Source organism: Taklimakanibacter deserti (assembly GCA_003574785.1).
Genome location: QORU01000001.1, coordinates 360,762 through 374,448 on the forward strand (window position 1 = coordinate 360,762; position 13,687 = coordinate 374,448).

Consider the following 13,687-nt stretch of genomic DNA (forward strand, 5'->3'; position numbering starts at 1 on the left):
ATACCCATTATCGCACAAAATGCCTGCCGATTCAGTCTAGTGTACTTTGGTCGCTATTGGTTATCGCTTGACCCTTTCGCGGCAGCGCGCAAGGATGCGCGCGGCGAAGATATGTGATCCGCGCCCAATAATGCGCCATGTCTGGGGTCGCGCGATCTCTCGGGAGGAAGCGTCGATGTCTGCGATTTCCATGAAAGTGAACGGAAAAGCTGTGTGCGGGCCGGTCGAACCGCGCACGCTTTTGGTAGAATTCCTGCGCGAGACTCTGGGGCTGACCGGCACGCATGTAGGCTGCGATACCAGCCAGTGCGGCGCCTGTGTCGTGCATGTGAACGGCCGGGCGATCAAGTCCTGCACGGCACTCGCCATCGCCTGCGACGGCGCCGATGTGACGACGGTCGAAGGCCTCGCCAAGAACGGCAAGCTGCATCCGATGCAGGAGGCGTTCCGCGAGCATCATGGGCTGCAATGCGGCTTCTGCACGCCGGGCATGCTGATGGCCGCGGTCGATCTGGTGAAGCGCAAGGGCAAGAAGCTCGACGAAGAGACCATCCGGCATGAGCTCGAAGGCAATATCTGCCGCTGCACCGGCTACCACAATATCGTCAAGGCCATCCAGGCCGGCGCCGAGAACATGTAAGCGCTGAGACGAGGGAGGATCATCATATGAGTGACACCGGAATCGGCGCCCGCGTGAAGCGCAAGGAAGACCACCGTTTCATCACCGGCAAGGGCCAGTATACCGACGACATCAACCTCAAGGACCAGACCTACGCCTATTTCGTGCGCAGCCCCCATGCGCATGCCACGATCAAGTCGATCAAGGTGCCGAAATGGAAGCCGGAAGAGGGCGTCGTCGCCGTCTTCACCGGCGATCATGTGGCCGAGGACAAGATCGGTGGCCTGATTTGCGGCTGGATGATCCATTCCAAGGACGGCTCGCCCATGAAAGCGGGCCCGCATCCGATCCTGGCGCTAGGCAAGGTGCGCTATGTCGGCGATCACGTCGCCGTCGTCATTGCCGAAAGCAAGGAGCAGGCGAAGGCTGCGGCCGCCAAGGTCAATGTGAGCTATGACGTGCTGCCGCATGTCGTCGATGCGGCCAAGGCGACGAAGTCCAAGGCGCAGATCCATGACGTGGCACCCGACAACACCGTCTATGAATGGTCATTGGGCGACAAGGCGGCGACCGAGGCCGCTTTCCAGCGCGCCCATCACGTGACCAAGCTCGATCTCGTCAACAACCGGCTCATCCCCAATGCGATGGAGCCGCGCGCCGCTATCGGCTCATATGATGCCGGCAACGACCATTATACGCTCTATACCACGAGCCAGAATCCGCATGTGGCGCGACTCGTGATCTCGGCCTTCCATGGCATCGCGCCCGAGCACAAATTGCGCGTCATCGCCCCCGATGTCGGCGGCGGCTTCGGCTCTAAGATCTTCATCTATGCCGAGGAAGTCGTCTGCACATGGGCGTCGAAGCGCATCGGCGGGCGGCCGGTGAAATGGACGGCGGAGCGCACCGAAAGCTTCCTCGCCGACGCGCATGGCCGCGATCACGTGACCCATGCCGAGCTCGCGATGGATGAGCAGGGCCACATACTGGGGCTCAAGTGCCACACGATCGCCGGCATGGGCGCCTATCTCTCGACCTTCGCTTCCTGCGTGCCGACCTATCTCTATGCGACGCTGCTCTCCGGCCAATATGCCATCCCCTCGATCTATGCCGAGGTGGACGCGGTCTATACCAATACGGCGCCCGTCGATGCCTATCGCGGCGCCGGCCGGCCGGAAGCGACCTATGTTGTCGAGCGCATCGTCGAGACGGCGGCGCGCGAGATGAAGATCGATCCGGCGGAATTCCGCCGCCGCAACTTCGTAAAATCCTTCCCGCATCAGACGCCGGTCATCATGACCTATGATGCGGGCGACTATGACGCCTCGCTCGAAAAGGCGCTCGAAATTGCCGATTACAAGGGCTTTGGCGAGCGCAAGGCGGCGGCGGCCAAGAAAGGCAAATTGCGCGGCATCGGCTTCGCCAACTACATCGAAGCCTGCGGCATCGCGCCCTCGGCGGCGGTGGGATCGCTCGGCGCCGGCGTCGGCTTGTGGGAATCGGCCGAAGTCCGGGTCAATCCGGTCGGCACGGTCGAGATCCTGACCGGCTCGCACAGCCATGGCCAGGGCCATGAGACGACCTTCGCCCAGCTCGTCTCCGACCGGCTCGGCATCGACATCAACACCGTCTCGATCGTCCATGGCGACACCGACAAGGTGCAGTTCGGCATGGGCACTTATGGCTCGCGCTCTGGTGCGGTCGGCATGACGGCGATCGCTAAGGCGCTCGACAAGGTCGAGGCCAAGGCGAAGAAGGTCGCCGCCCATGTCATGGAAGCGGCCGAAGGCGACATCGAGTTCAAGAATGGCACCTTCTCGGTCAAGGGCACCGACAAGAAGATGGCCTTCGGCGAGGTGGCGCTCGCGGCCTATGTGGCGCACAAATTCCCGACCTCCGAGATCGAGCCGGGCCTCAAGGAAAGCGCCTTCCACGATCCGACCAACTTCACCTTCCCGGCCGGCTGCCATATCTGCGAGGTCGAGATCGACCGCGATACCGGCGTCACCGAGATCGTGAACTGGACGGCGGTCGACGATTTCGGCACCGTCATCAACCCGATGATCGTCGAAGGCCAGGTGCATGGCGGCATCACGCAAGGTGTCGGCCAGGCGCTGACCGAGAACTGCGTCTATGACTCGGATTCGGGCCAGCTCATCACCGGATCCTTCATGGATTACTGCATGCCGCGCGCCACCGATGTGCCGTCCTTCAAGCTCGGCTTCACCGAGACCAAATGCCCGTCCAATCCTCTGGGCATGAAGGGCTGCGGCGAAGCGGGCGCGATCGCGGCACCGGCGGCGGTGATGAATGCCGTCACCGATGCCTTGGGCGTCAAGGACCTGGCGATGCCGGCAAGCCCGCACACGGTCTGGAAGACGCTGCACGCCACGAAGATGGCCGCGGAATAAGGGAGGCGACATATGGAAAACTTCAACTATCACCGGCCGACGAAACCCGCCGACGCCGTCAAGCTGATGAAGAAGGCGAAGGACGGCAAATTCCTGTCGGGCGGCATGACGCTCTTGCCGACGATGAAGCAGGGGCTCGCCGCTCCATCCGACATCATCGATCTCGGCGGCCTCAACAATGTCGGCGTGACCGCGGCCGCCGCCAAGGTGACGGTGAAGGCGGGGACGCCGCATGCCGACGTTGCCGCCGACAAGGGCGTCAAGAAGGCCATACCGGCACTGGCGGCGCTCGCTTCCGGCATCGGCGATCCGCATGTGCGCAATCGCGGCACGATCGGCGGCTCGATCGCCAATAATGATCCGGCGGCGGACTATCCTTCGGCCGTGGTCGGCCTCAATGCCACGGTCATCACGTCTTCGCGCAAGGTCCCGGGCGACAAGTTCTTCACCGGCATGTTCTCGACCGCCCTCAAGGACGACGAGATCGTGACCGCGGTCGAATTCCCGGTGCCGAAGCGGGCGGCCTATGCGAAATTCCCCAATCCGGCGTCGCGCTATGCGATGGTCGGCGTCTTCGTGGCCGAGCTCGCGGATGGCTCGGTGCGCGTGGCGGTGACAGGGGCAGGACCCAAGGTCTTCCGCGTGCCGGAAATGGAGAAGGCGCTGCAGGCGAAATTCTCCGCCGACGCCATTGCCGGCATCTCGGTCAGCGCCAAGGGCCTCAACAGCGACATCCATGCCTCGCCCGAATATCGCGCCCATCTCGTCAATGTGCTGGCGCGGCGCGCGGTGGCGGCGGCGAAGTAGATCTGTTGGATCTGCATCATCTTGGGGCTCGCATGTTCCAGCATGCGGGCCTTTTGTCTTTTTGGCGCATCGGATTGTCCGAAAACCGTTTCACACTTTTCGGTCCGATGCTTGTGCTTGAATGACACCGGCGACACCAAAATCGCATGTCCTCCTGGCGCGCCAGGCGCCGGTGGCGGTGATCTTCTATCGCAAGAGCCGGCTCACCACCTATTGCCTGCATCTCGATTACGAAAGGCGGAAGAACGGCTGCCGCGACCGGCTGAGCAAGGGATCGCGGTTCTATGGGCGGCTCTTTCCCGAACGCTCGGATCTCTCGCCCGACGGCAGCCTCATGATCTATTTCGCCATGCGCGGCAAGCGGACGGCGGGCAAGTCGGATCCATCGACCTGGACGGCCCTGTGCTCGCCCCCCTGGCTCAAGGCGCATCTCTTCTTCCCCAACGGATCGACCTGGGGCGGCGGCGGGGTGTTCCTGCGCGACCGGCGGCTGGTCGTCTTCGATACACCGCCGAAGGATGCCGGACCGGAATATGATGTGTTCCGCCACTACGAGATCCTGCGCGACATCAAATCGCTGCCGGCAGGCGAGAGAGCTATCCTCGAGGCGCGCTTCAGGTCACCGGCCGTTGCGACATTTCCCCAACCATCGGGCGGCCGCGCCAAGCCCGTTCTGGTCAGGACGGCACGGACGCACCGTCTCGGCAGCTATGAGCAATTCGACTATGTCCTGAAAGACGCCGCCGGCTACGATATTGACGGAGCGGAGGAAATCGTGCTGGCGAACTGGGCGGGCTGGGACATATTCGGGCGGCTCCTGGTGGCGGCCGGGCGTCATCTCAATATATATGAAGTGAAGCCGGGCAGGCCCTTGCCCGAACCCGCCAAGAGCCTCGATCTCGAGGCGGTACTCTAGCTAGTCAGGAAGCACCGAATGGATTCAAGCAGCAAGAAGAACGGCCTCCCGCCCTCGATCGATGCCGTGGCCGAGCTCCTGAAGTCGCAAGGCTATATTGCCGACCGGGCGCTCTCGACCGTCGTCTTCCTCGCCCTCAAGATGGCCCGGCCCCTGTTCCTCGAAGGCGAGGCGGGCGTGGGCAAGACCGAGATCGCCAAGGTGCTGGCGGAAGCGCTCGGCCGCAGACTCATACGCTTGCAATGCTACGAAGGGCTCGACGTCAATGCGGCGGTCTATGAATGGAATTATTCCGCCCAGATGATCGAGATCCGCCTCGCGGAAGCTTCGGGCGAGCTCGACCGCGAGCGCTTGGGGCACGACATCTTCTCGGAGCGCTTCCTCACCAAGCGGCCCTTGCTGCAGGCGCTTGAGGCGCCGAAGGGATTGGCGCCGGTGCTCCTCATCGATGAGCTCGACCGCACCGATGAAGCCTTCGAGGCCTTCCTGCTCGAGGTGCTGTCGGACTTCCAGGTAACGATCCCCGAGCTCGGCACGATCTCGGCGGTTGAGCCGCCGATCGTCGTCATCACGTCGAACCGCACGCGCGAGGTGCATGACGCGCTGAAGCGGCGCTGCCTCTATCACTGGGTCGGCTATCCCGATGCCGAGCGCGAGATCGCCATCATCAAGGCGCGGCGCCCCGACGCGCCGGCGGCGCTGGCGCGGGAAGTGGTGAGCTTCGTCCAGGCGCTGCGGCAAGGCGAGCTCTATAAATCGCCTGGCGTCGCTGAGACGCTCGACTGGGTCTCGGCCTTGCACGAGCTCGACGCCGTCTCGCTCGATCCGCAGACGGTCAACGACACGCTGGGCGTGCTGCTCAAATATCAGGACGATATCGTGCGCATGGAAGGCTCGGAGGCCAAGCGCATCCTCGACCAGATCAAGGCCGAGATCGCCACCATGTCGAGGGTGTGATGGACCGGCCTTCGCTCGCGCCGGGACAGGGAGCACCGTCGGGCCGGCTGGCGCTCAATATCATGCATTTCGCCCGCGTGCTGCGCGAGGCGGGCCTGCCGGTCGGTCCCGGCCATGTGATCGATGCGCTCGATGCGGCGCAAGCCGGTGCCTTGCGATCGCGCGAGGACTTCTATTGGACATTGCATTCGGTCTTCGTCAAACGGCGCGAGCACAAGGAAATCTTCGACCAGGCCTTCCACGTCTTCTGGAAGAAGCCGAAAATGCTGGAGCAGCTCATGCAGCTGATGTTCCAGCAGATCACCCGGCCCGCCGACGAGAAGGCGAAGCAAGCGGGCTTCCGGCGCCTGGCGGAAGCGATGTTCGACAAGGTGGAAAGCCAGAGCCGGCGCGAGGAGAAGCCGGACTCGCTCGAATTCGACGCGACATTCTCGCATTCGGACATGGAAGTCCTGCGCCGGAAGGATTTCGAGCAGATGACGGTGGCCGAGCAGGCGCGGGCGCGCCAAGCCATTGCGCGGCTCAATGTCCATCGCCTTGAAATACCGACGCGGCGCTTCCGGCCGTCGCATGCGGGCGAGCGCATCGACCTCAGGCGCACGCTCAAGGGATCGCTCAGGGCCGGCGGCCATCTCATCGACCTCGCCCGGCGCGAACGGCAATGGCGCGAGCCGCCGCTCGTCGTGCTTTGCGACATATCGGGCTCGTGCTCGAATTACAGCCGCATGTTCCTGCATTTCCTGCATGGGCTGATGAACGACCGCGAGCGCGTCTCGGTGTTTCTCTTCGGCACAAGGCTCACCAATATTTCGCGCGAGCTGAAGCGGCGGGACGTCGACGAAGCCATGGCGCGCGTGTCATCGGCGGTCAAGGACTGGTCGGGCGGCACGCGCATCGGGGCTGCGCTCAAGGAGTTCAACTACAAATGGGCGAGGCGGGTGCTGACGCAAGGCGCCCATGTGCTCATCATGACCGACGGGCTCGACCGCGAGGATGTCGCCTTGCTCACCACCGAAATGGCGCGCCTCAAACGGTCGGCCCGGCGCATCGTGTGGCTCAACCCGCTGCTGCGCTATAAGGGGTTCGAGGCGCGGGCCGCTGGAATTCGCGCCATGATGCCTTATATCGATGAGTTCAGGCCGGTTCATTCGCTGGAGAGCCTCAGCGACCTGGCGGCCGCGCTTGCGGCTCCGAGGCGTCAAGAGCATGATCCGAAACAATGGCTCAAGGCCGGTTAGGAGATTCACCATGGCAGGTTCCGACGCATCCGTACTCGATCAGGCGGCGCAATGGCTCAAGGATGGGCGGCAAGTGGCGCTGGCGACCGTCATCGAAACCTGGGGCTCCGCGCCCCAGCCGGTCGGCAGCCAGCTTGCCATTGACGCTGACGGCAATTTTATCGGCTCGGTGTCGGGCGGCTGTGTCGAAGGTGCCGTCGTGACCGAGGCGATCGATGTCCTGGAGACAGGCAAGCCCAAAGTGCTGGCCTTTGGCGTTGCGGACGAGACCGCCTGGAAAGTCGGCCTCGCTTGCGGCGGCAAGATCAGGGTCTATGTGGAACCGCTTGCCGCATGAAGGCTGAAATCTTCGCCGAGATCATGAATGCACGCGCCCAGCGCAAGCCGGTGGCGCTGGTGACGGCGCTCGACAGTGGCAAGCAACGGGTCGTGGCGCGCGATCATGCCGCCGACGACATACTCGCCCAGGTGCTGGACGAGGCCTTCCGCTTCGACCGCAGCGGCGTGCACAAGGTGCCGGAAGGCGAGTTCTTCGTCCATATCTACAATCCGCCCTTGCGGCTCTTCGTCATCGGAGCCGTCCATATCGCGCAATCCGTGATCCCGATCGCCAAGGCGGCGGGCTATGACATCGTGGTCATCGATCCGCGTGGCGCCTTCGCGACGGGCGAGCGCTTTCCCGACATCGCGCTCCATGCCGAATGGCCGGACGAGATCCTGCCCAAGCTCGGGCTGGACCAGCGCTCGGCGCTGCTGGCACTCACCCATGATCCGAAGATCGATGATCCCTCGCTCAATCTCGCTCTCAAATCGAAAGTCTTCTATATCGGGGCGCTCGGTTCGAAGAAGACGCAAGGTGCCCGCAGGCAGCGCCTGACGGAACTGGGCTTCGGCGAGAAGGACATTGCCCGCATCCATGGCCCCATCGGCATCGATATCGGCGCGCAGGGGGCGCCCGAGATCGCCATATCGATCATGGCCGAGCTGACGCGCGTGCTCCGGTTGGGAAGCTGAGATGAAATTCGGCGAGATCGCGGTCGGAGCGGCCGAGGGCGCGATCCTGGCGCATTCGGTGAAGCACAAGAGCGGCATGTTCAAGAAGGGCCGCAGGCTGTCGGCCGCCGATATCGCATTGCTCGAGGAGAGCGAGGTCGCCCGCATCTTCGCGGCGCAATTGTCCGAAGACGACGTGCCCGAGGACCGCGCGGCGGAAATCGTGGCGAAAGCCATTGCCGGCGAAGGCACGGTGTTGCAGGCGCCGTTCACCGGTCGCGCCAATCTGCATGCCAAGGGCCGTGGGCTCGTCGTCATCGACCAGGACCGGGTCAAAACCTTCAACCGGGTGCATGAAAGCCTGACGCTCGCGACCGCAGGTCCGTTCGAGATCGTCGAGGACCGGCAAATGGTGGCGACGGTGAAGGTCATCCCCTTCGCGGTGCCGCGCGAGGTGCTGGAGGAAGGCCTTTCCGTCATCGGTGCCGATCCGCTCATCCGGGTGGAGAATTTCAAGCACCGCAAGGCGGGTCTCATCATCACCAGGCTGCCGCAGACCAAGCCGTCGCTCATCGCCAAATCCGAGGATGCGATCCGGGAGCGCATCGCCGATCTCGAAGGCGAGCTCATCGAGACGCTTGTCGTCGACCACGCCGTCAAGCCTGTCAGCGACGCCGTTTCACGTCTCCACGCCAAGGGTCTCAATCCGATCCTGATCTTCGGCGCTTCGGCCATCGTCGATCGCGGCGACGTCATCCCGGCCGCGGTCGAAGCGGCCCAGGGCGAAGTGATGCATCTCGGGATGCCGGTCGATCCCGGCAATCTGATGATGTTCGGAAGGCTCGAAGGGGCTTCGGTGATCGGCGTGCCGACTTGTGCCCGCTCGCCCAAGCTCAACGGCTTCGACTGGGTGCTCGCCCGCATCATGGCGGGGCTTCATGTCTCGGGCCAGGACATCATGGATATGGGAGCAGGGGGACTGCTCAAGGAGATCCCCTCGCGGCCGACGCCGCGCGAAGGCGAGGACGCGAAACCGCAACGCGCACCCAAGATCGCCGGCGTCCTGCTGGCGGCCGGCAAGTCGACGCGCATGGGATCGAATAAGCTTCTCACGCCTATCTCAGGCAAGCCGATGATCCGCGTATCGGCGGAAGCTTTGCTCGCGTCCTCGGCGGGGCCGGTGCTGGTGGTGACGGGGCATGAGCGCGAGCATGTCGAAGCGGCGCTCGCGGGGCTCGCTGTCCGGTTCATCGACAATCCGGCCTATGCCACAGGCCTTGCGAGCTCGCTCAAGACCGGGCTTGCGGCTCTGCCCAAGGATACGGACGGCGTGGTGGTCGCCCTGGGCGATATGCCGCTCGTCGCCGGGCGCCATGTCAACCGGCTCATCGCCGCCTTCAATCCGGCCGAGCGCCGCACCATCATCGTGCCGGTCCATGGCGGCGAGCGCGGCAATCCGGTGCTGTGGGGGCGCGAGCATTTCCAGGAAATGCTGAGCCTCGAGGGCGATCGCGGCGCCAAGAGCCTCATGGACAAGCATGAGGACCAGATCACCGAGATCGCCATGCGCTCCGATGCGGTGCTCGCCGATTTCGACACGCCGGAAGCGCTCGCCCGGCTCAAGCCCAATCCATAACAGGAAGAAGACGGACATGATCGAACTGCCTTTCGCGCGCGCGGAATATGAGCAACGTCTGAAGAAGATCCGGGCCGAGATGCAAAGGCGTGGGCTCGATCTCCTGATCGTCAATGACGTCGCCAACCAGCACTACATCACCGCCTATGACGGCTGGTCCTTCTATACGCCGCAAGTCGTGCTGGTGCCGATCGAGGATGCAGAGCCGGTGTGGATCGGGCGCGCCATGGATGCGGCGGGCGGGTTGCTGACCGCCTGGATGCGCCCTGAGAATGTCGTCGGCTTTCCCGAGGACCATGTGCAGCGTGCCGACAAGCATCCGATGGATTGGATCGCGCAATGGATCGTCCAGAAGGGCTGGGGCAACCGGCGCATCGGCATCGAGCTCGAAGCCTATTACTTCTCGCCCAAGGCCCATGCGCGATTGGTCGCGGGCCTTCCCAATGCCAAGTTCCACGATGCCGATCTCCTGGTGAACTGGATCCGCGCCGTCAAATCGCCGGCCGAGATCGACTATCTGCGCAAGGCATCGCTGCTGGCCCAGGCGGCGGTCAGCAAAGCCTATGAGGTCATCGCACCCGATGTGCGCGAATGCGACGCCATCGCCCAGATCCAGGGGGCACAAGTGGCGGGTGCGAAGGATTTCGCCGGCGATATCACGGCGCTGCCGCCGACGATTCTCGGCGGTGAGAATGCCTCGGCACCCCACATCATGTGGAGCGACCGCCGTTTTGGCAGAGACGAGACGATCGCGCTCGAGCTCGCCGGCGTGTGCCGGCGCTATGCCGCGGGCCTGGCCCGCACGATGCAGCTCGGCAAGACGCCAGGGCAGGTCGCCGATACGGCCAAGGCCGTCCTCGAAGGCATGGAGGCGGTCCTTGCCACCACAAAGCCCGGGATCTTCGCGGAAGAGGTCGAGGCGGCCTGGCGCAAGGTGATCGCGCGTTATGGCCTCAAGAAGGAATCGCGCATCGGCTATTCGATCGGGGTTGCCTATCCGCCCGATTGGGGCGAGCATACGATCAGCCTTCGGCCCGGCGACAAGACCGTGCTCGAGCCCGGCAATGTCGTCCATTGCATCCTCGGCATGTGGATGGAGGGCTGGGGCATCGAGGTGAGTGAGACCATATTGGTGACCGAAAGAGGCAATGAGACGCTGACGAAGTTCCCGAGAGAGATCCATGTCAAATCATGAGCGTCAGGAAATGGAAGCGGACATCCTCGAGCGGATGATCGAGATCCGCCGGCATCTGCATCGCAACCCCGAGCTCTCCAATGCGGAAGAGAAGACGCAAGCCTATCTCAAGAAGGCGCTCGAGAGGGAAGGCATCACCGGCATCAAGGAAGTCGCCGGCTACGGGCTCGCGGTCGACATCGTCGGCAGCAAGGTGAAGTCGAACCGCAAGGTCGCGATCCGCGCCGATATCGACGCGCTGCCGATCATCGAGGAATCGGGCGTCGACTTCGCGTCGACAAATCCCGGTGTCATGCATGCCTGCGGCCATGATGCGCATTCGGCCATGGTCTTCGCCACGGCCGCCCACCTGCATCGGACGCGCGCGAGCTTCGGCGGCACGGTGCGCCTCATCTTCCAGCCGGCCGAGGAAGCCGAGCCCTTGGGCGGCAGGCGTGTGGTCGAGGAGGGGCTCCTCGATGATGTCGACGGCGCCATCGGCATCCATGTCGATCCCTATACGCCCTCAGGCAAGATCGCCGTCGGCAGCGGACCCTATACGCTCGCTTCCGACATCTTCGATGCGGTCGTCACCGGCACTTCCGCCCACGCGGCGAAGCCGTCGGAAGGGGTCGATGCGATCGTCGCCGCCTGCGCCATGGTCACCGAGATCCAGAAGATCGTGGCGCGCGAGACCGATCCCTATGATCCGCTGGTGGTCTCGATCACCGGCATCGAGGGTGGCGGCGCCTATAATGTCATTGCCGACAAGGTGCATCTCAAGGGCACGATCCGCAGCGGCAGCGAGGCGACGAGGCAGCGAGCGCAACGCCGCCTTGGCGAGATCTTGCGGGGCGTGGCGCTAAGCCACCAGGTGCACGTCGATCTCAAGATCGTGAGAGGCGAGCCGCCGGTGGTGAATGACGCGGAGCTCACCCAGATCGTCAGCGAAAGTGCCGCCGCCTCTTTCGGAGAGACGAATGTGCTCAAGGCGCCAGGCTGGACGGCGGCGGATGATTTCGGCTTCTACAGCGAGAAGCGTCCGTCGGTCTATTTCCGTCTCGGCATCCGCAGCGAAGACAAAGGATCGGTCTATCCGCTCCACCACCCGAAATTCCGCGTCGATGAGGCGGCCCTTCCGGTGGGCGCCGTGACCCTGGTCGCGGCGGCGAAGCGCTTTTTGAGCACCGGCGACCGCGACGGCTAAGCGTCGGTCTTCACGTTTCACTCTCAGGCTTACGGTCATCCCGGCGAGATTTCTCGCCGGGATGATGGATTCTCTATTGCCTAGACAATAAAAATCGCTTACGCTTTATTGTATAGACAATAAGAACAACCTGGAGGGAACCGCCAATGACTGCGTCGCGACGCATATTTCTGAAAGGCATGCTGGCAGCGCCTGCTGCTCTGTCGACTTTTCCGCTCGCTTCCGTTCTGGCCGAGGCCGCCGCCGGCAATGCCCTGACGGTCGCGATCGTGAAGCCGGCCGGCGATCTCAATCCGCATAAATATGCCGGCCTCTGGGGCGTGCAGGATCTCATGTTCGAGCCCTTGATCCGCTATGGCAAGAATGGCGAGATGCTGCCCTGCCTCGCGACCGAATGGAGCCTCGAGGAGGGCGGCAAGCGCTTCCGGCTCAAGCTGCGCCAGGGCGTCACCTTCCAGGACGGGACGCCGTGGAACGCCGAGGCGCTCATGTGGAATCTCGACCGCTGGATCGGCAAGGACGCGCAGAACTGGATGAACAGCTCACGCGCCTACCAGTCCAAGAAGATCATCGACGACCACACGGTCGAGATCGAGTTCAAGGAGCCGGTGCTGGGCCTGCTCTATGAGTTTTCCTTCATCCGGCCGAGCCGCTTCCTCAGCCCCAAATCCGTCGACAAGGACGGCAATTATCAATCACCGGTCGGCACCGGCCCATGGATCCAGGAAAGCTCCGGCAATGACGGCAGCTCGTTCCGCCGCTTCGACAGCTATTGGGGCGAGAAGCCGTCCTTCGAACGGCTCGAGCTCAAGGTCCTCCCCGATTCGCGCAGCCGCATGGCAGCACTCCGGGCGGGCGAGATCGATCTCACCGGCGGCGACTTCCTGGCACCGCTCACCGCCAATGAAGCGATGACGCTCAAGAATGCCGGCATCGACGTGACGGTCGAGACCGGGACGACGACCATCGTGCTCGGCTTCAATCCCGACCGCAACGAGGCGTTGAAGGACGCTCGCGTGCGCAAGGCGATCAATATCGGCTTCGACCGCGCGGCGATTGCGCAAGTGCTGTATCAGGGATTGGCGCAGCCCGCCGGCAATCTCTATGCCGAGACCGTGCCCATGGCCGGCAAGCGCTTCGCCGTCCCGGCACGCGATGTCGAGGCGGCCAAGGCCTTCCTCGATGAAGCGGGCTGGAAGGGCGATGCGATCCGCGAGAAGGACGGTAAGCCGCTCGCCATCGAGATCGTCGCCAGCGAGGAACAGATCGCCGGATCGCGCGCCGTGGCCGAGGTCATGCAGGCGCAGCTGCGCGAGATCGGCATCGATCTCACGATCCGTTCGATCGACCATGCCTCGCGCCATAGCGATATTCCGGCACGCAAATACGACATGGCCTTCTTCCTGACCTTCGGCGCGCCCTATGAGCCCTTCGGCAGCATCGTCGGCCTGTTCCTCTCGACCTATGACAATGGCGTCGACGGCAAGCTCTATGTCGATCCCAAGAACCTGGACCCACTGGTCACAGCGGTCATGCAGGCTTCGGAGGCCAATATCGAGAGCGCGCTGCAGAACATCTATGGCTGGTTGCATGACGAGACAGCCATCGCGCCCTTGCTCTATGTGCCCTCGATGTGGGCGCATTCGCTGCGGGTGAAAGGCTTTGTCCCGCCGGCGACCGAGTATGACCTGCCCTATGAAGGGATCACCTTGAGCGAGCAGGGCTAGTC

12 protein-coding genes are annotated in these 13,687 nt (G+C 63.5%); all 12 read left to right on the plus strand.

Going from position 1 to position 13,687, the window contains the following annotated elements; genetic code table 11:
• Positions 1-175 precede the first annotated feature (175 nt).
• A complete protein-coding gene (locus DS839_RS01665) occupies positions 176-640 on the plus strand; it encodes a (2Fe-2S)-binding protein (RefSeq protein ID WP_119268531.1) in 465 nt (154 codons plus the stop codon).
• 26 nt (positions 641-666) lie between these two features.
• Positions 667-3,030 (plus strand): xanthine dehydrogenase family protein molybdopterin-binding subunit, encoded by a 2,364-nt coding sequence (locus tag DS839_RS01670; RefSeq protein ID WP_119268532.1) that lies wholly within the window; start codon positions 667-669, stop codon positions 3,028-3,030.
• 12 nt (positions 3,031-3,042) lie between these two features.
• Complete coding sequence (locus DS839_RS01675; protein WP_119268533.1) at positions 3,043-3,837, plus strand: FAD binding domain-containing protein; 795 nt, start codon at positions 3,043-3,045, stop codon at positions 3,835-3,837.
• A 121-nt stretch (positions 3,838-3,958) separates the two neighbouring features.
• Positions 3,959-4,753, plus strand: coding sequence for a hypothetical protein (locus DS839_RS01680; RefSeq protein WP_119268534.1), 795 nt, complete (start codon positions 3,959-3,961; stop codon positions 4,751-4,753).
• Positions 4,754-4,771: 18 nt separating this feature from the next.
• Positions 4,772-5,710, plus strand: coding sequence for an AAA family ATPase (locus DS839_RS01685; protein ID WP_119268535.1), 939 nt, complete (start codon positions 4,772-4,774; stop codon positions 5,708-5,710).
• A complete protein-coding gene (locus DS839_RS01690; RefSeq protein WP_119268536.1) occupies positions 5,710-6,948 on the plus strand; it encodes a vWA domain-containing protein in 1,239 nt (412 codons plus the stop codon). Before DS839_RS01685 ends, DS839_RS01690 begins: the two co-directional genes overlap by 1 nt.
• A 10-nt stretch (positions 6,949-6,958) precedes the next feature.
• Complete coding sequence (locus tag DS839_RS01695) at positions 6,959-7,285, plus strand: XdhC family protein (RefSeq protein ID WP_119268537.1); 327 nt, start codon at positions 6,959-6,961, stop codon at positions 7,283-7,285.
• Positions 7,282-7,962 (plus strand): XdhC family protein, encoded by a 681-nt coding sequence (locus DS839_RS01700; RefSeq protein WP_119268538.1) that lies wholly within the window; start codon positions 7,282-7,284, stop codon positions 7,960-7,962. The genes DS839_RS01695 and DS839_RS01700 overlap by 4 nt, the downstream gene beginning before the upstream one ends.
• Before the next feature lies 1 nt (position 7,963).
• The gene (locus DS839_RS01705; protein ID WP_119268539.1) at positions 7,964-9,577 is read left to right on the plus strand and encodes an NTP transferase domain-containing protein; all 1,614 of its coding nucleotides are present in this window, start codon (positions 7,964-7,966) and stop codon (positions 9,575-9,577) included.
• Between the two features lie 16 nt (positions 9,578-9,593).
• The gene (locus DS839_RS01710; RefSeq protein ID WP_119268540.1) at positions 9,594-10,772 is read left to right on the plus strand and encodes a M24 family metallopeptidase; all 1,179 of its coding nucleotides are present in this window, start codon (positions 9,594-9,596) and stop codon (positions 10,770-10,772) included.
• Entirely contained in the window at positions 10,759-11,958 is a 1,200-nt protein-coding gene (locus tag DS839_RS01715; RefSeq protein WP_368911044.1) for a M20 metallopeptidase family protein, read from the plus strand. The genes DS839_RS01710 and DS839_RS01715 overlap by 14 nt, the downstream gene beginning before the upstream one ends.
• Before the next feature lie 146 nt (positions 11,959-12,104).
• On the plus strand, positions 12,105-13,685 hold the full coding sequence (locus DS839_RS01720) for an ABC transporter substrate-binding protein (protein ID WP_119268541.1): 1,581 nt from the start codon (positions 12,105-12,107) through the stop codon (positions 13,683-13,685).
• Positions 13,686-13,687: the final 2 nt, after the last annotated feature.